Raw genomic sequence first — 23,343 nt, 5'->3', positions numbered from 1 at the left:
TCGCCTTCACTTCGTTCCGCTCTCGTCCTCTCCCCGCAGGCGGGGAGAGGGGTTTTTTCTTTCGTCTCACTTCGCCTTATCGCCCCAGAGCTTCTTCAGCGCCGGGCCGCGGCCGCAGCCGACATAATAACGGTCGTAGTCGCTCTTGTGCGTCTTCCAGTAATGCTGGTGATAGTCCTCGGCCGGGTAAAACGGTAAACCCGTCTCCGTCGAACGCACGATCAAAGTCCGGATCGGCTTGCCCAGTTCCTTCGCCACGGCGTTTTTCGACGCCACGGCCGCCGATTGCTGGCCGTCGTTGAAGGTGAAGATCGCCGTGCGGTACTGTTCGCCGGCATCGCAGATCACCCGGCTTTGCGTCGTCGGATCGGTCGAATGCCAAAAGGCATCCAGAAGCGTCTGGTAGCTGACCTTTTTCGGGTCGAAGGTGACCTCGACCGCCTCGACATGGCCGGTGCCGCCCTGGACCACCTGGTAGTAGCTCGGGTTCTTCACCGAACCGCCCATAAAGCCCGCCCGCGTCGAGCTCACGCCCGGCACCTGGTCCAGCGCCTTCTGCGTGCTCCAGAAACAACCGCCGGCAAACACCGCGACCTCGGCCTGGGCCGCGCCGGCCATCATGCCCAAGGCGACAACCGCCGACAGGAACAAACGTCTCAACATGGCTAACTCCTAGGCTGGGATGAATTTGAGGGCGACGCCGTTGTTACAATAGCGTTTGCCGGTGGGACGCGGGCCGTCGTCGAAGACGTGGCCCTGGTGCCCGCCGCAGCGCGCACAGTGATATTCGGTGCGCGGCACGCCGATCTTGTAGTCGGTCTTGGTCTTGATGTGGCCGGAGATCGGCTTCCAGAAGCTGGGCCAGCCCGTGCCGCTGTCATATTTGGCGTCCGAGGTGAACAGATCCAGGTCGCAGCCGGCGCAGACGAAGGTGCCTTTACGGTGTTCGTCGAGCAGGCGGGACGAGCCGGGCCGTTCGGTCGCTTCGTGGCGCAGGACGTTATAGGCGTCGGGCGACAGGCGGCGTTTCCATTCGGCGTCGCTGAGGTTCAGCGGGTTGACGGTTTCGGCCGAGGCTTGCGGCGCCTGGGCCGAACAGCCGAGGACGGTGCTCAAGGCACCGAGGGAGAGACAGGAGAGAAGATGGCGACGGTGCATCGGATGTCCTTTCGATACCTCTTATACGCCCAAATCGCGCTTTGGGTTACAGCGGAGCCTTGTGACATTTCGGACATACCAGCGCGGTGACACATTAGTGTCACGTAACTGTAGCCGGGCTGTCATCCGGCCGACCTATAGGACCGCTCCTATGGGCCGCACCAGGGGTAGGAACGACATATGCGTCGTTGACCAGCGTGCCTTCCGAAACACGTTTGGAGACGTTTTATGATCAGCCAGAATAAACTGCGCACGCTGCTTTTGGCCACCGGCGCCAGCGTTGCCATCGCCGCTTCGCTCGCTGCCTGCGGCGCCGACGACATCTCGTCCCCCGGCACGGGCGGCAACGTCACCATCACCTATCCGCCCGCGTCTTCCTCCTCGAGCAGCTCCAGCTCGTCGTCGAGCCTGGTCGTGGCCGCCTCGGGTTGCCCGACGATCGCTGATCCGCAAGGCCTGACCGACGCCGGCACCATCACCGGCCCGACCGGCACCTGGCGCGTGTGCAGCCTGCCGTCGCGCGTCAACAAGTCGATCGTGCTGACGAAGGTTCCGGGCCTGCTGTACCAACTGCCGGGCCGCGTTGACATCGGCACGGACGGTGGCTTCACCAAGACGGCCGCCGACACCAACGTCACCCTGACGATCGAACCGGGCGTGATCATCTATGGCGGCACCGGCATTTCGTGGCTCGCGGTCAACCGCGGCAACAAGATCAACGCCGTCGGCACGGCTTCCAAGCCGATCGTCTTCACCAGCCGCGACAACGTCCTGGGCCTCAACACCGACTCGTCGCAAGGCCAGTGGGGTGGCGTGGTGCTGATGGGCCGCGCCAAGATCACCGACTGCACCAGCGGCTCGACGACCGCCAACACCTGCGAACGCCAGACCGAAGGCGCGGCTGACCCGGCCGTGTACGGCGGCGTCGACGACGCCGACAACAGCGGCCGTCTGTCCTACGTTCAGATCCGCTACTCCGGCTACGTCCTGGGTGCCGACCGCGAGCTTCAGTCCCTGACCACCGAAGGCGTTGGTTCGGGCACGGCTCTCGATCACATCATGAGCTTCAACAGCTCGGACGACGGCGCTGAATTCTTCGGCGGCGTGGTCAACCTGAAGCACTATGTCGCTATCGGCGCTGACGATGACAGCGTTGACCTCGACGTCGGCGCGACCGGCAACTTCCAGTACGGTCTGCTGATCCAGCGTCCGGGCAACGGCGACGCCCTGTTCGAAATCGACAGCAACGGCTTCGAAACCAACCTGCCGCGCTCGACCCTGAAGATCTCGAACTACACCGCCATCCAGGGCCAGGTGTCCAGCAACAACGAAGCCGCCGACCTGGCTTCGGGCCTGTTCCGCGGCAACTCGGACACGACCCTGATGAACTCGGTCATCTACACGCCGAACAACGAATGTATCCGCCTGCACGGTACCGGCGCCACGCCGGCGACCCTGACGGCGCGGTCGGTCGTCCTGTCGTGTAACGCCACCAAGTTCCTGGGTACCGGCAGCTACAACGCAGCCGCCACCGCCACCGCCTTCGGCACCGGCGCCAACAACAACAACGACGCCTTCACCTCGACCCTGACAGGTGGCTTCATCAACGGCGCCAACGAAACCGCCGTCACGGCCTTCGACGTCAGCGCTCTGCCGGGCTTCACGGCCACCACCTACATCGGCGCGGTCAAGGACAGCGCGGATACCTGGTACGCCGGCTGGACCTGCAACAGCAGCACGGCCAACCTGGGTTCGGCCAACAGCGCCTGTACGTCGCTGCCGGTCAACTAAGACGCCGTCACTCGCTAAATGGGGAGGGGTGGCCGGAGACGGCCACCCCCTTCTAATCAGATTTCGCTCTTGCCCAGGGGATTGGGACAATGACTTCGCGGTGGCTTACGTCCGTACTGCTCATAACGACTGCCTTAACGGTTCCATCTCTGGCACGCGCTGCCGGCCTGCAGGACGCGCAAGTCCTTCCTCCGCAGGATGCGGCGGGCGAAGCGGCGGCCCAAGTTCAGACTCAGGCTCAGGAAGCCGAACCTGCGCAACCCGCAGAGCAACCCCAAGAACAACCGGACGTGTCCGTACCGGGCGGCTCGGAAGGCTCCACCATCACGGTTCGCGGCCGCAAGGGCACCATGAGCGTACGGTCCGGCGCGCAGGTCACCTCCGTTCTGTCCACCGAGCAAATCCAGCGCACGGGTGAAGGCAACATCGCCGGCGCCCTGAACCGCGTGACGGGCCTCAGCCTGGTCGGCGGCGGCTATGTCTATGTCCGCGGCCTGGGCGACCGTTATTCGCTGGCCCTGCTCAATGGCTCGCCCCTGCCGAGCCCGGAGCCGCTCAAGCGCGTGGTTCCGCTCGACCTCTTTCCGACCAATGTCGTCGCTTCGGCCCTGGTTCAAAAAAGCTATTCCGTCAATTTCCCGGGCGAGTTCGGCGGCGGGGTCATCAACCTGACGACGCGCGCTATCCCGACCGAGGCCTTCCTGACCATCGGTGGCGGCATCTCCGGTGACACGGAAACGACGGGTAACCTGGGTTATACCTATTACGGCAGCAAGTCGGACTGGACCGGTTACGACAACGGCAACCGTGACATTCCCTCGGAAATGGCGGCCTATCTGGCCAGCGGCGACCGTATCAGCTCCGGCACCGTCGACACCAAGAAGATCGCCAGCCAACTGGTCAACGGCCGCAATGCCCTGGTGCAACGCTGGCCCGAACTGCCGGTCAATTTCACCGCCAGCATCTCGGCGGGCAAGCCGTTCGAACTTGAGAATGGCGCGACCCTGGGCGTGATTGCCGCCGCCGGCTACAGCAACAAGTGGACGACGCGCGACTCGGTCAATCAGAATTCGCTCTCGAGTGATCTTGCGGATATAGAATCCAATTTCCAACGGGTGACGACCGACAATCGCGTTGTCACCAACGGCCTGTTTGGTCTTTCGCTGGTCAATGGCGACACCAAGATCCGGTGGACCAACTTCTATGTCCACGACACCATCAAGCATACCCGCCTCAGCCTAGGGCAGCGGCATGGCACCAATGTCGACTACATGCAGCAGGACACCGCCTGGTATGAGCGCCAGCTGGCCAATACTCAGGTGGTCGGCGAGTTCAAGCCGACGGACAAGCTCAGCCTCAATGCCCGGGCCAGCTATGCCGAAACCAAGCGCGAGTCGCCTGGGGAACTGTTCTTCGAATATGCCCGCACGAACGCCGATGCCGACCTGTTCGGCAAGTATTTCGTCAATCGCCTGAACAACGGAAATTCCGGCGACGCCACGATCAGCTACTCCGATCTGAACGAGCGTCTGATGTCGGGCAGCTTCGACGCGCGCTACAAGCTGACGCCGGGCATCGCGCTGTCGGCAGGCATCGACCTCACCGATACGCGTCGTGAGAGCTCACGTCGCGACTTCCAGTTCCAGGCGCCGAATACCTTCCCGGGTGGCGTCGACATGTTCCGGCCCGACTATCTGCTGGAACCCGCCGTGATCAATAATTTCGGCGTGGTCATGATCGAAACGAACGAAGGCAACCCGGCCTTCCTGGCGACGCTGAAGACCGACGCTGCCTTCCTGAAGCTGGACGGAGATCTGTCCGATGCGTGGAAGTTCGATGCCGGCCTGCGCTACGAGCACGCCAAGCAGGACGTCTCGCCGGTCCAGGTCTTCACGACCCCCGGCGCCTCCCTGGCCGCGACGCACCTCGACGAAAACTATATTCTGCCGGCGGCGACCCTGACCTGGCAGGTGAACGCGGATGCACAATTGCGCATCAATGCCTCCAAGACACTGGCGCGGCCGCAATTCCGCGAACTGATCTATCAGTTCTACTTTGATCCGGAAAGCAACCGGGCGTATCGCGGCAACCCGCTGCTGGTCGATAGCCAGCTGACCAATGCCGAGGTTCGCTATGAGTGGTACTTCGCTCCGGGGCAGCGCGCGACCATCGCGGGCTTCGTCAAGCAGATCGAGAACCCGATCGAGTCCTACGTCTCGGGTGACGATTTCACGACGAGCTTCGCCAACGCGCCGAAAGCCGATCTCTACGGTTTTGAAGCCGAAGTCCTGAAGTACTACGAGATCCCCGCATGGCTTCCGGGACACGGTGGAGAGCTCTGGAACGACCGGCGTATCATCGCCTCGGCGAACTACACCTATTCCAAGTCGTCGCTGAGCGTCGATGAGGACGACAAGACCTATGCCTTCGCCGTGAGTTCGACCAGGGCGACCGACTTCTTCCGCGACGGCTCGCCCATGACAGGCCAGTCCGAGCATATCGCCAATATCGAACTCGGGATCGAGAGCCAGGATCACCTTTCGCAGCAGACCCTGATGATCAACTATGCGAGCAAGCGCGCGACCAGCCGCGGGCTGGCGAACAGCGGGCAGCCGGATATCTTCGAATATCCCGGTCTGCGCGTCGATTTCGTCGCTCGGCAGGGCGTGACCGTTCATGGCCGCGAGCTTGAAGTCAAGTTCGAAGCGCGCAACCTGACCGGCCAGAAGTATGAAGAGTATCAGAAGTCTGGCGACAACCGGGTGGATATCAACTCGTACAAGCTCGGCACGGTTTTCTCGCTGTCCCTGCAGTCCAAGTTTTAATCCGTAGACGGATTAATGCCTATAGACCCCCGCTGAGACGACCCGGCGGGGGTTTTCTTTTGGTACTTGCAAATCGGCAAATATGACATAATGCGGTGCAGAATCGGTGGGTTTGGGGCGTTAACCTTCAATTTCACCGGGCCTCTGACGGACTGTCACGAAGCTGTCATAAAACTTGGGTACCGCCGCCGCAGGCGGGCACACGGGTGCGCTGGAGAATATCTGACATGTTGAAAAAATTGATCGCAATCGCGCTGCTGGCCGGTCTGGCCGCGTGCAGCCAAGGCAACAAGCCGGCCTCTACGGTTTCCGGCGCGGGCGCAACCTTCCCGGCGCCGGTCTATCTGAAATGGGCCGAGGGCTACAAGGGCGAGAGCAAGGTCAGCGTTAATTACAATTCCGTCGGTTCCGGCGCAGGCGTCAAGCAGCTCCTGGCCAAGACCGTCGATTTCGGCGCTTCGGACAAGCCGATGAAGCCGGAAGATCTCGAAAAGAACGGCCTGTATCAGTTCCCGACCGTGATGGGTGGCGTCGTGCCGGTCGTCAACATCGCCGGCATCCACCCGGGCCAGCTGAAGCTGACCGGCGCCCTGCTGGGCGACATTTTCCTGGGCAAGATCACCAAGTGGAACGACCCGGCCATCGTGGCGCTGAACCCCGGCGTCAACCTGCCGGGCACCGCCATCACCGTCGTCCACCGTTCGGACGGTTCGGGCACCTCCTTCCTGTTCACGACGTACCTGGCGGCTGAGAACGCCGAATGGTCCTCCAAGGTCGGTGCTTCCGATGCCGTCAACTGGCCGCTGGGCCTGGGTGGCAAGGGCAATGACGGCGTCGCCGCCTTCGTCAAGCAGACCGAAGGCTCGATCGGCTACGTCGAATACGCCTACGCCAAGAAGAACGGCACCGCCTTCGTCCTGCTGCAGAACAAGGCCGGCCAGTTCCCGGCGCCGGGCGCCGACTCGTTCGCCGCCGCCGCCGCCAGCGCCGACTGGGCCAATGCCCCGGGCAACTACATCCTGCTGCTGGACCAGCCGGGCGAGCAGGCCTGGCCGATCACCGGCGCGACTTTCATTCTGGTCTACAAGGATCAGAAGACCGCCGCCAAGGGCACGGCCGTGCTGCAGTATTTCGACTGGGCCTACCAGAACGGTGACGCCAGCGCTGCCGAGCTCGACTATGTGCCGATGCCGGCCGCGGTGAAGACCATGGTCCGCGCACAGTGGTCGCAGGTCACCTCGGAAGGCAAGCCCGTCTACACCTCGACCAATAAGTAAACCCTTTTACATCCAGGGCGTCCCGTGTCCGTTACCCGACCCGCAGTTTCTACGGATCAGACACCGGTACGCCGGGATGTCGTGGATCCCATTTTCAGGTACGTCGCCTTTTTTGCGGCGACCCTGCTCCTGGCGGTGCTGGGCGGCCTGATCGTCGCCTTGCTGATCGGCGGCTGGCCGGCTCTTGCCAAGTTCGGCCCCAGCTTCTTCTTCTCGACGACCTGGGATCCGGTACGCGAAGTCTTCGGCGCCGCTGGTCCGATCGTCGGCACGGTGGTGTCGTCCTTCCTGGCCCTGGCCATGGCGCTGCCGATCGCCCTGGGCATCGCTATCTTCCTGACCCAGTTCTGCCCGCGCGCGATCGCCCAGCCGATCGCCGTCATGACCGAACTTCTGGCGGGCATTCCGTCGATCGTCTACGGCATGTGGGGGCTGTTCGTTTTCGCGCCGTGGTTCGCCAAGCATATCCAGACGCCGTTGTCGGCTCTGGGTGGCATCTTCGCCGGGGTGCCCAACGGCGCCAACATCTTTACTGCCTCGGTGATCCTGGCGGTGATGATCCTGCCTTATATGGCGGCCGTCTTCCGCGAACTGTTCCGCAGCATTCCGCCGCAGGTGCGTGAAGCCGCCTTCGGCATGGGGGCAACGCCATTCGAAGCGGTGACCCGCGTTCTGGTGCCCTATGTCCAGAAGGGCCTGGTCGGCGCCGTCATGCTGGGCTTTGGCCGCGCTCTGGGCGAAACCATGGCGGTGACCTTTATCATCGGCAATTCCCATGCCTTCCCGACCTCGCTGTTTTCGTCGAGTTCGACCCTGGCCTCGACCATCGCCAATGAATTCGGTGAGGCCAGCGGCATGCATGCCTCGGCGCTGATCGCGCTGGGTCTGGTTCTGTTCCTGATCACCTTCGCCGTGCTGGCCGTTGCCCGCTGGCTGTTGTCAACGCAGCGGTACTAAGGAGGTATGGCATGATTGCGAATCCTGGCCGGGCCGCTCGCCGTAAACTCATAAGCGGACTCTTTACCGGCGCCTGCATGCTGGCGACGGGGGTTGCTCTGGTTGCCCTGCTGCTGATCCTGTGGTCGCTGTTGACCCAGGGCCTGAGCGGCATCAACCTCGATATCATCACCAAGGACACTTCGGCGGGCGGGTTGCGTAACGCCATCGTCGGCTCGGTCATGATGTGTCTGGTCGCCATGGTCTTTTCGGTCGTCGTCGGCATCCTGGCCGGGACGTGGTTGGCGGAGATCGGTGGCGACACGCGGTACGGCCATACGGTCCGTTTCCTCAACGATGTGTTGTTGTCCGCGCCGTCCATCCTGGTCGGGGTGTTCGTGACGACCATCCTGGTCAATCCGTTCGGCGGGGCGTCGGGCTGGGCCGGGGCTGTGGCGTTGGCCATTCTGGCGACACCGGTGGTGACGCGGACGACCGAAGACATTCTCAACCTGCAGCCCAGTTCGCTGCGGGAAGCCAGCATGGCCTTGGGCGCGTCGCAGTTCGTGACCGTGCGCCGGGTCATCTGGAAAGCGGCAGGGGCAGGTCTGCTGACCGGCGGCCTGCTGGGCTTCGCGCGGATTTCCGGTGAGACGGCGCCGCTGCTGCATACCGCCGGCGACACGCAGTTCATGCATGAACCGTGGTGGGATATCCCGGGCATGATGTCGAACCAAAACGCCAGCCTGCCGGTGATGATGTATAATTTTGCCCTGAGCCCGTTCGAAGACGCGAACAAGCTGGCCTGGGCCGGCGCTGTGCTGCTGGCGTTTGCCGTGCTTGGGATTAATGTGCTCGGCCGTTGGCTGGCCCGTGAAAAGAAGATGTAAAATGAGCGACATGACCACTCAGGACATCCAAAGCGTGATCGTGCCGCCGCCGGCCGACAGTCTGGTGCTGGAAGCGAAGAAGCTCAGCTTCTTCTACGGCACCCACCAGGCGCTGCATGGCGTGGACCTGCCGGTGAAGCGCAATGCGATTACCGCGCTGATCGGGCCGTCGGGTTGCGGCAAGTCGACCCTGCTGCGGATTCTGAACCGGATCTACGATCTGTATCCCGGCCAGCGTGCCGAGGGTGAGATCCTGCTGGACGGCGAAAACATTCTGTCACCGAAGGTCGATGTGACGGCCTTGCGGGCGCGTATCGGCATGGTGTTCCAGAAGCCGACGCCGTTCCCGATGTCGATCTACGACAATGTCGCCTTCGGGGTGCGGTTGCACGCTTCGAAGTCCTCGGCCGAGATGGACGAGATCGTCGAAGAGAGCCTTCGCCGTGCGGCCCTGTGGGACGAAGTGAAGGACAAGCTGCACAAGTCGGGCCTGGGGCTGTCGGGTGGTCAGCAGCAGCGTCTGTGCGTGGCGCGCGGGATCGCGGTCAATCCGGAAATCCTGCTGCTGGACGAACCGGCCTCGGCTTTGGACCCGATCTCAACGGCCAAGCTGGAAGATACGCTGGAAGAGCTGAAGCGCGACTATACGATCGTAATCGTGACGCACAACCTGCAGCAGGCGGCGCGTCTGTCGGACTATACGGGCTTTATGTTCCTGGGCAAGATGATCGAGTTCGGCCCGACGGCGGACCTGTTCGTGACGCCGAAGGTGGCGAAGACGGGGGAGTATATCGGCGGCCGGTTTGGCTGAGAAACTTATGGGGTTTGGGGCCTGCGGCCCCAAGTCTTTCCCTTCAACAAAAAACCTCGCCCTCCTTTGGGGCGAGGTTTTTTGTTGAAAAGAAGGTTTTGTGGCTGTGGTCTCGAACCTCATGGTTTTGAGAACAAGTGGGTGGGACAAGGAAGAAAGATACCCCTCCACCGCTTCGCGGTCCCCCTCCCCACCTTCGGTAGGGAGGAGAAGAAAGGTCACTTCACGTAAATTGTTCGACCGGAGCCTTCCGTTATTGTGCCATCCGTTCGTGTGGCGCGTAGACTCAAACGGTGTTCGCCCGGCTGCAGCGAGCTCTTGGGTAAGTGGTAGGTGAATTGCACACGCGGGAAGTTCGGATCGTAGGCGAGCTCGACCGGGGCTGGGCTGTCGCGGTTGTCGACGCCATACTCCGCCTGAGTCACCACCTTGCCATCCAGCAGGATATCAACCCGCGTAATGCCGATCGGATCGGCCGCCATGCCGTAATACTGCTTGTCCTTGTTCGGATCGAGGAACTCGCCGCGCTGGGGCTGGGCGATGTACAGCGACGGCAGGAAGGGACACGGCACGGGCGCCGCCAGGGTCAGAGGCTCTTTCCGCACCCGCGCTGTGTAAAAGTCGATCTCCGTCCGGTGCGGCGGCAGGGTCGCCACCTTGAACGGCTCGATCTCGTCAAAGCTGGAACACAAACGCTGATACTGCGCCCGCAAGGCCGGGTTCTTCTCGACATCGTGCAGCGGATAGTCCGGCACATTGATCATCAGCACCACACCCTTGCCGGCGCGGTCGCGCATCAGATCGTCGAAGTCGAGTTTCCAGTCCTGCCGTGCCACCACGAACCGCGCGACATCATCATAGGGCTCACGCAGGGTGTAGAGGCGGCGGTGACGGTCGCCGCCGGCCGGGAATTCCAGGTGCACCGCCGTGCGGTGGCCGCTGGTCGCCCAGGCTATGTCCGGCCCGAAACGCTCGACGGCCCGGGCATTGGCGGCGGCGATATCCGGCTCCAGCAGTTCGTAGTTTTCGTTCTGCAGGTTGTTGTACTGACGCAGGTCTGCGCTCAGTTCGCCCGAATGGCGGTACAGCCACTGATAGGCCGTGCCTGCGACCCCGATCGTCAGGGCCAGCAAGGGACCGGTCGCGATCAGGGCCATGCGGACATAGCGGCCCGGCCCGGTTACCCGGTCAGCAAAGGCGCTTAGCACGCCCGGCACATAGGGCAGCAGCGGCAGGGTGGCCATAAATGGCCAGTGCGGCATGACCTTCTTGTTGACCAGGGTCTGGACGACGTAAAACAGGAAGATGAACAGGGCGCTATAACCCAGCAGGCTTTGCGGTTTTTCGCGGTCGTCGATCAGGGCGCGCTTGCCGCCGGCGACCATGGCGATGAACCACACCGGGGTGGTGATGGCAAACAACTGGACCACAAAGGCGACGATGCGGCCGATATCGGGATCGAAGCGCGGCCGGTTGACGACGTGGAACTGGATGGCCGGCCAGCCTTCCAGGGCGTTGTAGATGACGGCGGGCAGCAGGCCCACGACGGCCAGGGCGGCCGTCACATAGGGGCCGGGCCGGGTCCACAGGGCGCGGCCCTGACGGGTGGCCAGCATGAAGACGACGACGGCCAGGCCGGGGATCAGGAAGCGGAAGTGGACCAGTTGGCCCAGACCGGCGCAGACCCCGGCCCAGATCCACCACTTCAGCCCGTCCGAGGTCAAGGCGCGCAACAGGCAACCCAGCATCAGGACCAGCAGCAACTGCAAGCCGCCTTCGGGATAGAAGATGGTGCCGTTCAGCGCGATCGGCGGCACCAGCAGCGAGATGATCGCCGCCCAGACGGCGTTGCGCTCGGAAACGACGGGCTTGGCCATCCAGTAGACGGCGAACGGAATGGCGGTGGCGACGAGGAGGCCGAACAGGCGCAGCGGCCAGACCTGCCAGCCGAAGACCGAGGTGATGATTTTTGCGATCCACGGATAGCCGGCAGGGATGTCGGGATAGCCCAGGGCGAAATATTCGCCGGAGACAACGAAGTGGCTTTCTTCCCAGATGACGTGGCTGATCAGGCTGATATAGAAGCGCCAGATCGTCATGACTGCCAGCAGGATCAGCCCGGCCCGGATCAGGGCGCGATCGTCTCCGAACAGATGCTGTTTATCCGGCGCCGTCTTGGCGCCCAGTTCGTAGAATTCCGCAGCCATCAGGTCTCCCCTTGAAGCGGGCGACTATAGACAGGGCTTTTGCGGGACGGAAGAGCTATTGCGGAGACGCGAACTCAATAGGCTGGCCATGTGCCGTGATGATTCGTTTGAAGATCGCCTCGTCCCAGACCAGCCAGTCTTTGCCCTTGAGTGGTTTTGGGAAGCGGGTGGTCATGACACAATGGCATTCGAAACAGACGGCAATGCTCCCCAGGAAACGGCCAGATTTATCGTAGAAGAGAAAGGCGTGACGCGGGAAACAGCATCCGTAGGCCTCAACCATCTCCGGCGGAACGATGTAGGTCAGGGCGGGGCCATTCAGTTCTCCGATATCGGCCGGCGCCATAGCGATGCCGCCTTCCGGGAAGCTGCCTTCGTTGACCTGGCCCTTGTCGTCGACACGGATCATGTCCTTGTGCATATACATCCGCACTTCGGTCGCCTCCGGAAACGGATTGACCGCCACAGGTGTAGGATCGATCTTGGCTGCACACCCCGCCAGTAGTATCAGTGCCATTACCCCCCAAAGCCACTTCATTTCGCCAGATACCCCATGTCGCTGAGCCAGTCGCCCAACCGCGCCGGCCAGTTCTGGACGGCCTTACGTTTCGAGCGGTCGCCCATGTTGAAGCCGTGAGCATCCCCTGACAAGACGTGCAGTTCATAGGGCACGTCGGGGTATTTTTTGTAGAGCTGAAGGATCAGGTCGAAATCGGTCACTGCCATATGGTCGTCATAGGCGCTGAGGAAAAAGGCCGGCGGCGGGGCGCGGTCGAGGAATTTCGGAATGCCCAGCGGGCCGGGATAGATCTCGATCAGGAAGTCCGGCCGGGCATCGATGCGGTCGATCGGATCGGCGGCTTTCGCGTCGCCGGCCTGGGGCGTGAAGGCGACCAGCGAGGTGAGCTCGCCCCCGGCGGAAAAGCCCATCACGCCGATCTTGTCCGGATCGATACCGTAGTCGGCGGCGTGGGCGCGAACATAGCGGATGGCGCGCAGCAAGTCGGCCTGGGCGTCGCCCTGGATCGAGTAGGGGGAGCCGGCTTCGCGGGCCAGGACGTATTTCAGCGCGAAGGCGGTGACGCCCTGGCTTTGCAGGTATTGGGCGGGCTTCAGGCCCTCTTCGCCGAAGACCAGGTTCTGGTGGCCGCCGCCGGGCACGACGATGACGGCGGCGCGTGACGCCTTGGCCGGATCGGGCCGGAAGACGGTCAGGGACGGGTTGTTGATCGACCGCCACCACCATTCGGCATGCTGTTCGGGGATGTCCTTACGCGATTCGAAGCCGGGCTGGCCCTTGTCCCAGAGATAGACGACATCCTGGGCGGCGGCGGGTAGTGCAGCGCAGAGCAGGGCGAGGGCGGCCAGCAGGCCGGCTTTAAGGGTCATGATATCCTCCCATTATGTTTTGGGGGATAGTCACACATTCTAGGAGTTGCGCCAAGGTCACATTAATGATCGATCCGAACACCTTATCTCCCTTATACTCCCCCGCTATGCGGGGGAGGTGGCGGCAAGCGATAGCGAGCCGTCGGAGGGGGGATTTCTTGGCACCGGCCAACTTTCAATTTAGAAATCTGAGGGTAGTCTGTTGAAATGAAACCCAAGTACGCCCAAGCTCGGCAAATGCGTCGCGCCTTGACTGCGCCGGAGTATCTGCTTTGGGAACGGCTTAAATCCCGAGCACCCGACATGCCGATATTCCGGCGGCAGTATCCTTATGGCCCTTACATTCTTGATTTCTACTGCGTTCGCGCAAAACTCGTCATCGAGGTCGACGGAAGCCATCATCACAGCGATGAAGCTGAACATCGCGATGGCGTTCGGGAAGCCTGGTTGACGGCGCAGGGGCTTGAAATTTATCGCGTGCCGGCGGCAGACGTTTTTCGGGATGTGGACGGCGTCGCGGATGGAATTGTTCTTATGGCCTCCGGAAAGTTGGGAGTCTAGAAATCCCCCCTCCGACGGCTTGCTATCGCTCGCCGCCACCTCCCCCGCATAGCGGGGGAGTATAAGGAACAAGAGGTTTCGATAAGCGCGTTTTACGCCTTCGCCAGTTCCGGAAGCTGGACGCGGGTGGCGTTGCTGACCGTGTAGTCGGCGGCGACGCGGATGTCGCGCAGGTGACGCACCCGGCGGATCGATTCTTCGTAAAGTGGATGGGCCTTGTAGGCGCGAAAATCCTCCAGCGAAGCGAACTCGCCATAGACGATGACGTCGATGTCGTTGCCGATCTGGTCGATCTTCTCGTTCAGAGCCACTTCCAGATGGGCGACCTGCGGAATCTGGGTCAGCACCGACAAACCGCGATAGATGACGTCGACGTCCGACCGGTCCTTGCAGCTGAACATAACTATGTGACGGATCATACGGACAAGTTCGCGATGAGGAAAACGACCCGCTCCCCTTAAAGGTTCACGACTTTCCGTCAAGGTGCGTTTTCGCCGCAGGCCGGGCATGTTTGGCCTTCCACTGCGCGGATGCCCGGTCGAAGAAGGTGTTGGCGTCTTCAGGGGAGGCGAAGGCCGAGATTGGGACGACAATGGCGCAGTTCGGACGGGTCATGAATAACATGATGTGACGGGTCCGCCGCACCCGCGTCAGGTCAGCCAGCTTCAATTCGGTATGAAAGGAAGCGCCATGGACGACGAGACGGTCGTCGCTCAACGCGGCCACGCGCGACCCTCGGATGCCCGCCTGTTTGCGTAGGGCCAGCCAAGTCATTGGGGCTATGATTAGCGGCAGGATCAGAAGAATGGCGGGGATTATCACGGTCATGCCGATCAGTTCCGGCCACAGGTCAGTCCGTCCGGTTTCGGTCAGGGCCCAGCCGTTTTGCGACAACAGAATAGCAAGGACCATCACCACGCCGATGATCCCGATTGATCGCATCGCGCCGTAAAATAAGGTCGGATAGACGCGAAAGTGGGTGCCGAAGTCGTAGGTGAAGGGGGCGGATTGAAGCTCGGTCTGGTTGGGCGTCGGCGTTACCGGCGTTTCGAAGACAACGGCCTGACCGTGTTTGGAGTGTTGGATCAGTCGCCGGGCGCGATCCAGAAACGCGTCGGCTGCCTCACGTGACGGAAATGCCGAAACCGGGATCGCCTGAGCGGTCGCTGCGGTCATATAGATATATAAATGGGTCTTGTTGCGCTCGGCTTTGAGGAAATTGCTCCAGGTCAGTTCGGAGAACAGGCCCGGCCCTTCGACGACAAGACTTCGATCTGTCAGGCGAATGGAACGCGCTCCCGACATCAGAGGATTGCGTTGGAAACTCAATACTGCGCGGACAATCGAAATCGTCGGAACCACAAGGCCCCATAACAGCAGCATGATGCCCAAGCCGATCAGAAAGCCTGAAACGCGCCCCTCCCTCACGTCTGCAAGGTTTAAAAGAAGGGGAACGCCGAAGATCTGCAAGACATAGAAGATAACCCAAGGCCACCTTAGTAGGCCACGATAATAAGCGGCCAGCATATAATGCAAATGGTCACGCGGTCTGATCTTGAATGGTTGTGTGGTAATCTCGGCTTCGGTCATTACGCCCCCTGAACGGGAGCGACCCTAGCACCGCCGGTCGTGGCGGATCAATCAGCGCCGTGGGCGCAGGTCGTCGAATGCACATGGACCGGGCGCTGGCTGAGATAGTTGGCGCCATGGGCGGCGGCAATCATCAACGCACCCAGGACACTGAGGACGGCTTCGACATCGTGCAAGGCCGGGATAAAGGCGGCGGCCGCCAGAAAAATCAGGCCCGCGGCCATCGGGATCGAGACCGGCCATCTGCGCCAGGCGTTGGTGGCGTAGATCGCCCACAGGCTCAAGGGGACGGCCATGATGACCAGCGATTGGTGAACCCAGTCGGCATCGGTAAAGGCGCCCAGGAAGGGCATGCCGGCAACAATGAAGGGCAGGGCGACGCAGTGCACGACGCACAGGGCCGACAACACCATCGAGGCGATATCGAGCCATCTTGCCTTCAGTTGCACCATTGCGGGTTGCGCCTTCTTCGTCCAGAATAGGATGATCTGCAAATATGTTATATCATAACTTTTTGCAAGGCGCGTGAGTCAAAAAAGTCGATCCGAGGACGGCCGCATGATCCGTTTTGCCGAGATAGAAGCCCGTGCCGCCGAACGCAAGGGCGGGGCCGAAGCGCTGCAAAGTCTTCTGATAACGCCGAAATCGATGGCTGAGGTCGCGGCGATCCCGGAAGACCGCTGGCTGTCGCAATTTACCCGCTGCATCTTCGAAGCCGGCTTCAACTGGGACCTGATCGACAAACGCTGGCCGCAGTTCGAAGCGGTGTTCGACGGATTCGATGTCACGCGCTGGCTATTCATGTCGGATGAGGACCTGTCGTCGTTGATGAAGGCGGAGGGTTTGGTCGCCAACGCCATGAAGATCCGCTCGGTCGCCGGCAATGCGCAATATCTGTCGGAGGTCGCCAAATCGCACGGCTCGGCGGGGGCCTATTTCGCGTCATGGCCCGTCGAACGCTATATGGAATTGGCCAGCGAGTTGAAAAGCCGCGGCTCGCGCCTGGGTGGGGCCACTGGCCAGCGCGCCCTGCGCCGGATGGGCCGCGACGCCCTGATTCTTTCGCCGTCGGTGATCAAGGCGCTGAACCATTGGGGCGTGGTGCCGGGTGAACCGACCTCGAAAAAGGATATCGCCGCCGTGCAGGCCGCTATCACCGCCTGGCATGAACAGGGTGGGCGCGGCCTGACCCAGATGAGTCAAATCCTTGCCTACTCGACGGATTAGGGCTTGCTTATTTATTAAAGCAAATTTATTTAATCCTTGGGGAGCCGCTAGGGAAAGAGATCTATGAGTCATGCTGCCGAGCGCCTGGGCCGCCTGCGCGCCGACCACGAAGCCTTGCTGACGCGCGCCAATGTACCGGCTGCGACCGGCAATGGCGTCTATCACCGCTGGCAGTATCCGGTGATCACCGCCGGCCACGTGCCGCTGGAATGGCGTTACGACTTCAACCCCGACACCAATCCGTTCATGCAGGAGCGGCTGGGGATCAATGCGACGTTCAATGCCGGCGCCATGCTTTGGCAGGACAAGTATATCGTAGTGGTTCGGGTCGAGGGCGACGACCGCAAGTCGTTCTTCGCGATCGCCGAAAGTGCCAACGGCATCGACAACTTCCGTTTCTGGCCGGCGCCGGTTGTGCTGCCGCAGACAGACGAACCGGACACCAATGTCTATGACATGCGCCTGACGCAGCATGAGGATGGCTGGATCTACGGCCTGTTCTGCACCGAGCGCAAGGATTTCAGCCTGCCCAACGACACCTCGGCGGCGACGGCGCAATGCGGCATTGCCCGGACCAAGGACCTGGTCACCTGGGAGCGTTTGCCCGACCTGAAGACCAATTCGGGTCAGCAGCGTAATGTCGTACTGCACCCGGAATTCGTTGACGGTCAGTACGCCCTCTACACCCGGCCACAGGACGGCTTCATTTCGGTCGGCGGTGGTGGCGGCATCGGCTGGGGTCTGACCAAAGACATGACCGATCCGGTCATCGAATCCGAAGTCATCGTCGACACCAAGATCTATCATACCATCAAGGAAGTGAAGAACGGCCAGGGGCCGGCGCCGATCAAAACGCCCGAGGGCTGGCTGCATTTGGCCCACGGTGTGCGCAACACCGCCGCCGGGCTGCGCTATGTCCTGTACATGTTCATGACCGACCTGAACGCGCCTTGGAAGGTGACCTATGCGCCGGGCGGCCACCTGATCGCGCCCAAGGGTGAGGAGCGGGTCGGCGACGTGTCGAATGTCTGTTTCTCCAATGGCTGGATCGTGAACGACAAGGAAGAGGTGCTGATCTATTACGCCTCGTCCGACACGCGCTTGCATGTCGCCAATTCGTCGTTGGCCCGCCTGGTTGACTATTGCAAGAATACGCCATCCGATCCCCTGACCTCGGCCGGTTGTGTGCAGCAACGGCTGGACCTGATCAGCCGCAATCAGGCCTATCTGGAGCAATCATGATCGTCACCGCCGATATCCGCCAGACCTTGCGCACCGAGGCCCGCTGGGAGGCGGAGGTCCTGCTGCGCTGGTGGGCGGACAAGGCGCCGGATGCGGTGAACGGCGGCTTCCACGGTGAGATCGATGCGGCCGGTGAACCGGTCGTCGATGCGCCGAAAAGCATCATCCTCAATACCCGCCTGATGTGGTTTTTCTCGGCCATGGCGCATTGTCTGGGTTCGGACGAAGCGCGAGGCCTTGCCGACCGGGCCTATGTCTGGCTGCGCGATCATTTCGTCGATCGCGACCATGGCGGGGTCTACTGGCTGCTGGATGCCAAAGGTCAGGTCACCGACGCCAAGAAGCAGGGCTATGCCCAGGCCTTCGCCGTCTATGCCCTGAGCGAATATCACGGCGCCACGGGGGATGTCGGCGCCCTGGCCCTGGCGCGGCAGCTTCAGCGCGAGATCGAGGACCGGTTCTGGGATCCGCAGTACCGCGGCTATGTAGAGGCCCTTAGCGCCTACTGGTCGCCGATCGACGATCCGCGCCTGTCGGACAAGGATGCCGCCAGCCCCAAGACCATGAACACCCACCTCCATCTCCTGGAGGCCTACGCCAATCTGCACCGCGTGGCGCCGGATGAGGCCAGCGGTCACGCCTTGCGCCGTGCCCTGACGATCTTCGCCGACCGGTTTGCCGATGACGGACGGCACCTGAAACTGTTCTTCGGCATGGACTGGGAAGACCATACCCAGGCCGTCTCCTACGGCCACGATATCGAGGCGGCGTGGCTGATGTGGGAAGGCGCCGAAGTGCTGGGCGACAAGGCCTTGCTGGCGCGAATCCGTACACTGACGATCGGGTTGTCGCGCGCCACGTTAGACGAAGGTTTTAACGGCCGCGGCGGCCTGAGCTATGAGCGTGGCTTCGAGGGTCACCTCGATCCGGATGGCGAATGGTGGGGCCAGGCGGAAGGCCTGGTCGGTTTCGTCAATGCCTGGCAGATGACAGGCGATGAGGATTTTCTCGACGCCGCCGGCCGACTGTGGCGCTATCTCAAGGATCAGTACGGCGCGGCGTCGGGCGGTGAGTGGACCTGGTACGGCGCGGATGCCGGACGGCCGCCGGTCTATGCCGCCGGCATGTGGAAGTGCCCCTACCATAACGGACGGGCGATGATCGAACTGGATAAGCGCCTGAAGGCGTCATAAACATAACCCTGAAAACGGGGGAGGAAAACATGACAACAAGTCTGCACTGGATCGACATCGCCATTGTCGCCGGTTACGTCCTGCTGACGATCGGCCTGGGCTTCTGGGTGGCGAAACTGTCGTCCGGATCTTTGAGCAACTACTTCCTGGCCGGCAACAAGCTGCCGTGGTGGGTGCTGGGCCTGTCCAATGCCTCGGGCATGTTCGACGTCTCCGGCACCATGTGGATGGTCGGGCTTCTGGTCGTCTACGGGCTGAAGTCGGTCTTCATTCCGTGGCTGTGGCCGGTGTTCAACCAGATCTTCCTGATGATGTTCCTGGCCATCTGGCTGCGGCGCTCGGGCAAGCTGACCGGGGCCGAATGGATCACCTTCCGGTTTGGCGACGGGTTTGGCGCGCGCGCCTCGCACCTGATCAATGTCGTCTTCGCCCTGATCATGGTGGTCGGCATGCTGGCCTTCGGGTTTTTGGGAATCGGCAAGCTGGTCGCCGAGTTCAGCCCGTGGAAGCTGGCCGCCGATCCGGTCCTGAACGACAAGCTGTACGGACTGATCGTGGTCGGCCTGACCACCCTCTATTCGGTCAAGGGCGGCATGTATTCGGTGGTGATGACCGAAATCCTGCAGTTCTTCATCAAGCTGATCGTGTGCATCGCCATCGCCTGGCTGGCCTTTACCCTGGTGTCACCGGAAGCGCTGAAAGCCGCCATTCCGGCCGGATGGAGCAACCTGGCGTTCGGCTGGAACCTGGATCTCGACTGGGCCAGGGTGGCGGAAACGGCTAAACCTGAAAACAAGGTGGTGGCGACTTCGGCCATCGATACGATCGCGAAAGAAGGCCATTCCTATTTCGCGATCTTCATGGGGCTGATGGTTTTCCAGGGCTTCTTCAAGGCCATGGCGGGCCCAGCGCCCAACTATGACATGCAACGCCTGTTGTCGGCCAAATCGCCGATCGAAGCCGCCAAGATTTCCGGCTTCGTCAACCTGGTCCTGCTGTTCCCGCGCTATCTGATGATCGCTGGCATGGCCGTCCTGGCCCTGGTCTTTATCGGGCCGCACTGGAGCCAGCTCCAGGCCAGTGCCGCGGCGGCCGGCAAGCCGTTTGCGGCCGACTTCGACGCCATCCTGCCGTGGGTCGTGCACAATTACATGCCGCCGGGCCTGTTGGGCATCGCCCTGGCCGGGCTGCTGTCGGCCTTCATGGCAACCTATTCGGCATCGCTGAACGCCGCGCCGGCCTATGTCGTCAACGATGTCTACCGCAAATATATCAAGCCCGATGCCGACCAGACATCGCTGGTCCGGTTAAGCTATTTGACCTCGTTCCTGTTCGCTGTCATCGCCGCCTTCATCGGCTGGCAGTTGAACTCGATCAATGATGTCGTCACCTGGATTACGACCGGTTTGTACGGCGGTTATACCGTGGCCAATGTCGTCAAGTGGTACTGGTGGCGGCTGAACGGCACGGGCTATGCGGCGTCGATGGGATTGGGCGTCATCGTGGCCATGGGCATGGCGGTCTACAAGGACCCGGTGACCGGCGCCGGCGTCGACGGGTTGGCGGCCTTCCCGTGGCTGTTCGCAGCCTGTCTGGCTGTGGCGGTGATCGGGTCATTGATCACAAAGCCGACCGATATGGAGACCTTGAAGGCGTTCTACAAAAAGACCCGGCCATGGGGTTTCTGGGGGCCGGTGTTGAAAGCGCTGCGGGAAGACGAGCCGGAGGTTCAGCCGAACCGCGACTTCGGCCGCGATATGTTCAACTGCCTGGTCGGGGTGGTATGGCAGACAGCTTTGACGGCGTCGGCGATCTTCCTGATGATCCGCGAGATGGACAAGTTCTGGATGACGCTGGCGGTCGTGGTAGCGTGTTCGGTGGTGATGAAGTTCACCTGGTGGGATCGTCTACGCGACGAGCCTGCGTAACAAGTGAAGTTTGCAATCTACCTCCTCTCCACGAAGTGGGGAGGTGCCGGCGAAGCCGGCGGAGGGGTATACTGTCAGTCCGAACTGCGCCGTGGTTCAGACAAAGACTCAAACAGCAGCTTACCGCCCTACCTCCGAAGAAAGATACCCCTCCACCCCTTCCTTGCGCGGCGGGCGTATACGCCCTTGCTCACCCGACCTCCCCACTTCGTGGAGAGGAGAAGGAAGGACGCCTTCGTCAGGCGCGTTTGCGGTTGGAGGTTGATGCGGTCAAGACTTGCTCGATGGCGTGGAGCAGGGCGGTCTTGTCCAGCGGCTTGGCCAGGAAGGCGTCGAACACACCCGATTTCACACTGGCGCCCGCACTGATGGCGATGACTGGGGTCTGGGAATTGATGCCGTCCAACCGGCGCAACTCGCGCGTCGCCGAGAGACCGTCCAGGACCGGCATCTGAATATCCATCAGGATGACATCGAAGCGCTGCGACCGGCACAGTTCCAGAGCCTGGGCACCGTCGGCCGCCTCGGTCATCGCGATGTCGCGCCCCAGCATGCCGCGGATCATGTCGCGATTGGCCTCATGGTCGTCGACCACCAGAATGTTCAGACCCGCCAGGTCCGCGCCGGTGGCGGTTTCGGACTCGGCATAGAGCCCGACGTCGCCTTCGAACCAGAACAGGCTGCCCCGGCCCTCTTCGGACTCGCAGCCGACCTGGCCGTGCATCAGCCGGCTGATCTCGTGACAGATGCTGAGGCCCAGGCCCGAGCCGCCATGCTTGCGGTGGACGCTGTTGTCGGCCTGGGAAAAGCGCTTGAACAACCGGCCTGTCTGCTCCGGCGACATGCCCGGGCCGGTGTCCTCGACCTCGAGCCGCAGGCGCAGTCCGTCCACCGACGGCGTGCCGGAGAAGCGCACCGTCACCGAACCCGCCTGAGTGAACTTGCAGGCATTGCTGATCAGGTTGTTCAGGACCTGGGTCAGGCGCACGCCATCGGCCTCGATCCATTGCGGACAGGCCGGGTCGGCCTCGACCTTCAGCGCCAGACCTTTTGATTCGGCCTGGGTGCGGAACTGGTCGGTGATGTCGTCGGCCAGTTCGTGCAGGTCGACCGGCTGCGGATCCAGCTCGACCTGGCCGGCCTCCAGCTTGGAATAGTCGAGAATGTCGTTGACCAGGCTGAGAAGTTGTCCGCCGGCCTTGCGCAGGCGTTTTACGAACATCTGGCCTTCCGGCGGCATGGCCTCGATCTCGTCGAGCAGGCCGGAATAGCCGATGATGGTGGTCAGCGGCGTGCGGATCTCATGGCTCATGTTCGACAGGAAGTCGGCCTGGGCCTGGCCGAAGTCTTCAGCCGTCTGTTTGGCCGTGCGCAAGGCGTCCTCGACCTCTTTTTGGCGCGTGATGTCCTGGAAGGTGCCGAAGATCGACAGGGTCTTGCCGTTGTCGTCGCTTTCGACGCCGCCCTGGACGTGGACGACGCGTTCGGCGCCGTCGCTGCGGCTCATGCGGGCGTCGAACTCGAAGGGCTTGCCGTCGTTCATGGCGCCTTCGATATGGCCGCGGATCATCGGCCAGTCGTCGGGATGGTAACGGTGCTGGCTGCCGCCCAGGCGCGGGGTGTAGGTGTCCGGGGTTTCGCCGAAGATGTCGTAGACGCCACGAGACCATTGGATGGTCTGGGCGGCCATGTCGAGGTGCCAGTAGCCGACGCCGGCGGCGCGCTCCATCATTTCCAGCTTGGACTGGGTTTCGCGCAAACTACGGATGGTGGCCTTCTTGACAAGGCCGTCCTTGCGCATGGCCAGCATGGAAGAGACGGCATTGGCCAGGCGGGTCAGGGTCTGGCGCTCTTCGTCGCTGAACGCGTCGCGCGGGACGGTGTCGGCAACGCACAGGGTTCCGATGGGCACGCCGTTGAAGCGGACCAGGGCGCCGGCATAGAAGCGGATGCCGTCGTCGGGCGCGACCACGGGATGGTTGCAGAAATCGGGATCGCGGCTGGCGTCGAGCAGCACCAGTCCTTGGTCGTGATCGAGGGCGTAGTCGCAGATCGAGTCTTCGCGCGGGGTTTCGCTGTTGTCGATGCCGACGCAGGATTTGAACCACTGCCGTTCGGCGTCGATCAAGGATACGGCGGAGACCGGGGTGTGAAACAGGCTGGCCGCCAGTTGTGTAATGGCGTCGAAGCCCGGCTCCGGATCGCTGTCCAGGACGTCCAGGGCGTACAGGGCTTCCAGCCGGATCCGCTCACTCTCGGGGGAATGCATGACTCTACTCCAATGTCCGGATAAGACCATGGAGTGCATAAGAATGGAT

20 protein-coding genes are annotated in these 23,343 nt (G+C 62.0%); 11 read left to right on the top strand and 9 right to left on the bottom strand.

From position 1 onward, the window contains the following. Positions 1 to 66 precede the first annotated feature (66 nt). Both msrA and msrB read right to left on the bottom strand, forming a co-directional pair. Positions 67 to 663, bottom strand: a complete 597-nt coding sequence (gene msrA, locus ABAC460_RS31580; RefSeq protein WP_023452637.1) for a peptide-methionine (S)-S-oxide reductase MsrA — start codon at positions 661 to 663, stop codon at positions 67 to 69. A 9-nt stretch (positions 664 to 672) separates the two neighbouring features. Next, positions 673 to 1,116: a peptide-methionine (R)-S-oxide reductase MsrB gene (msrB, locus tag ABAC460_RS31575; RefSeq protein ID WP_235075775.1), complete on the bottom strand. Its 444-nt coding sequence runs from the start codon at positions 1,114 to 1,116 to the stop codon at positions 673 to 675. Between the two features lie 270 nt (positions 1,117 to 1,386). Here msrB and ABAC460_RS31570 point away from each other — a divergent pair, with 270 nt between their 5' ends. From ABAC460_RS31570 to pstB, 6 genes are all read left to right on the top strand, one after another. Next, positions 1,387 to 2,949: a hypothetical protein gene (locus ABAC460_RS31570; protein WP_023452635.1), complete on the top strand. Its 1,563-nt coding sequence runs from the start codon at positions 1,387 to 1,389 to the stop codon at positions 2,947 to 2,949. Between the two features lie 290 nt (positions 2,950 to 3,239). After that, positions 3,240 to 5,774, top strand: a complete 2,535-nt coding sequence (locus ABAC460_RS31565; RefSeq protein WP_023452633.1) for a TonB-dependent receptor domain-containing protein — start codon at positions 3,240 to 3,242, stop codon at positions 5,772 to 5,774. A gap of 227 nt (positions 5,775 to 6,001) precedes the next feature. After that, positions 6,002 to 7,051, top strand: coding sequence for a phosphate ABC transporter substrate-binding protein PstS (pstS, locus tag ABAC460_RS31560; RefSeq protein ID WP_023452632.1), 1,050 nt, complete (start codon positions 6,002 to 6,004; stop codon positions 7,049 to 7,051). 81 nt (positions 7,052 to 7,132) lie between these two features. Continuing rightward, the gene (gene pstC / locus ABAC460_RS31555; protein ID WP_023452631.1) at positions 7,133 to 8,008 is read left to right on the top strand and encodes a phosphate ABC transporter permease subunit PstC; all 876 of its coding nucleotides are present in this window, start codon (positions 7,133 to 7,135) and stop codon (positions 8,006 to 8,008) included. Between the two features lie 11 nt (positions 8,009 to 8,019). Next, a complete protein-coding gene (gene pstA, locus ABAC460_RS31550) occupies positions 8,020 to 8,877 on the top strand; it encodes a phosphate ABC transporter permease PstA (protein ID WP_031236530.1) in 858 nt (285 codons plus the stop codon). A 1-nt stretch (position 8,878) separates the two neighbouring features. Beyond that, entirely contained in the window at positions 8,879 to 9,688 is an 810-nt protein-coding gene (gene pstB, locus ABAC460_RS31545; protein WP_023452629.1) for a phosphate ABC transporter ATP-binding protein PstB, read from the top strand. 218 nt (positions 9,689 to 9,906) lie between these two features. Here the strand turns inward: pstB and ABAC460_RS31540 are convergent, their stop codons facing one another. Genes ABAC460_RS31540 through ABAC460_RS31530 form a run of 3 tightly spaced genes read right to left on the bottom strand, consistent with a single transcriptional unit; the run spans position 9,907 to position 13,284 of the window. After that, on the bottom strand, positions 9,907 to 11,895 hold the full coding sequence (locus ABAC460_RS31540) for an ArnT family glycosyltransferase (protein ID WP_023452628.1): 1,989 nt from the start codon (positions 11,893 to 11,895) through the stop codon (positions 9,907 to 9,909). A 55-nt stretch (positions 11,896 to 11,950) separates the two neighbouring features. Further along, the gene (locus tag ABAC460_RS31535; RefSeq protein ID WP_155914600.1) at positions 11,951 to 12,412 is read right to left on the bottom strand and encodes a hypothetical protein; all 462 of its coding nucleotides are present in this window, start codon (positions 12,410 to 12,412) and stop codon (positions 11,951 to 11,953) included. A 17-nt stretch (positions 12,413 to 12,429) separates the two neighbouring features. Continuing rightward, positions 12,430 to 13,284: an alpha/beta hydrolase gene (locus ABAC460_RS31530; RefSeq protein ID WP_023452626.1), complete on the bottom strand. Its 855-nt coding sequence runs from the start codon at positions 13,282 to 13,284 to the stop codon at positions 12,430 to 12,432. 207 nt (positions 13,285 to 13,491) lie between these two features. Here ABAC460_RS31530 and ABAC460_RS48915 point away from each other — a divergent pair, with 207 nt between their 5' ends. After that, a complete protein-coding gene (locus ABAC460_RS48915) occupies positions 13,492 to 13,845 on the top strand; it encodes an endonuclease domain-containing protein (RefSeq protein ID WP_081716476.1) in 354 nt (117 codons plus the stop codon). A gap of 92 nt (positions 13,846 to 13,937) precedes the next feature. On the opposite strand, the gene ABAC460_RS31520 is transcribed toward ABAC460_RS48915, so the two are convergent. From ABAC460_RS31520 to ABAC460_RS31510, 3 genes are read right to left on the bottom strand one after another with little or no spacing between them, the layout of a single operon-like run. Continuing rightward, a complete protein-coding gene (locus ABAC460_RS31520; protein ID WP_023452624.1) occupies positions 13,938 to 14,264 on the bottom strand; it encodes a Dabb family protein in 327 nt (108 codons plus the stop codon). A gap of 46 nt (positions 14,265 to 14,310) precedes the next feature. Continuing rightward, complete coding sequence (locus ABAC460_RS31515; protein WP_023452623.1) at positions 14,311 to 15,435, bottom strand: YcxB family protein; 1,125 nt, start codon at positions 15,433 to 15,435, stop codon at positions 14,311 to 14,313. Positions 15,436 to 15,482: 47 nt separating this feature from the next. Further along, positions 15,483 to 15,929 carry a MerC domain-containing protein gene (locus tag ABAC460_RS31510; protein WP_235075774.1) on the bottom strand — a complete coding sequence of 149 codons (447 nt, stop codon included), beginning with the start codon at positions 15,927 to 15,929 and terminating at the stop codon, positions 15,483 to 15,485. Positions 15,930 to 15,993: 64 nt separating this feature from the next. Between ABAC460_RS31510 and ABAC460_RS31505 the strand changes: the two genes are divergently transcribed. The 4 genes from ABAC460_RS31505 (at position 15,994) to ABAC460_RS31490 (ending at position 21,025) form a co-directional block, all read left to right on the top strand. Then, entirely contained in the window at positions 15,994 to 16,662 is a 669-nt protein-coding gene (locus ABAC460_RS31505; protein ID WP_023452621.1) for a DNA-3-methyladenine glycosylase I, read from the top strand. A gap of 63 nt (positions 16,663 to 16,725) precedes the next feature. Then, a complete protein-coding gene (locus ABAC460_RS31500) occupies positions 16,726 to 17,904 on the top strand; it encodes a glycoside hydrolase family 130 protein (RefSeq protein ID WP_023452620.1) in 1,179 nt (392 codons plus the stop codon). Beyond that, positions 17,901 to 19,097: an AGE family epimerase/isomerase gene (locus ABAC460_RS31495; protein ID WP_023452619.1), complete on the top strand. Its 1,197-nt coding sequence runs from the start codon at positions 17,901 to 17,903 to the stop codon at positions 19,095 to 19,097. The genes ABAC460_RS31500 and ABAC460_RS31495 overlap by 4 nt, the downstream gene beginning before the upstream one ends. Positions 19,098 to 19,126: 29 nt before the next feature. Next, positions 19,127 to 21,025 (top strand): sodium:solute symporter family protein, encoded by a 1,899-nt coding sequence (locus tag ABAC460_RS31490; protein WP_023452618.1) that lies wholly within the window; start codon positions 19,127 to 19,129, stop codon positions 21,023 to 21,025. Between the two features lie 238 nt (positions 21,026 to 21,263). Here ABAC460_RS31490 and ABAC460_RS31485 read toward each other — a convergent pair whose 3' ends face one another. Then, on the bottom strand, positions 21,264 to 23,294 hold the full coding sequence (locus ABAC460_RS31485; protein WP_023452617.1) for a GAF domain-containing hybrid sensor histidine kinase/response regulator: 2,031 nt from the start codon (positions 23,292 to 23,294) through the stop codon (positions 21,264 to 21,266). Positions 23,295 to 23,343: the final 49 nt, after the last annotated feature.

The sequence above is a fragment of the Asticcacaulis sp. AC460 genome, from assembly GCF_000495795.1.
GTDB lineage: Bacteria > Pseudomonadota > Alphaproteobacteria > Caulobacterales > Caulobacteraceae > Asticcacaulis.
The sequence above is the reverse complement of the archived record's forward strand: the minus strand, read 5'-3'. Positions and strand labels throughout refer to the sequence as shown.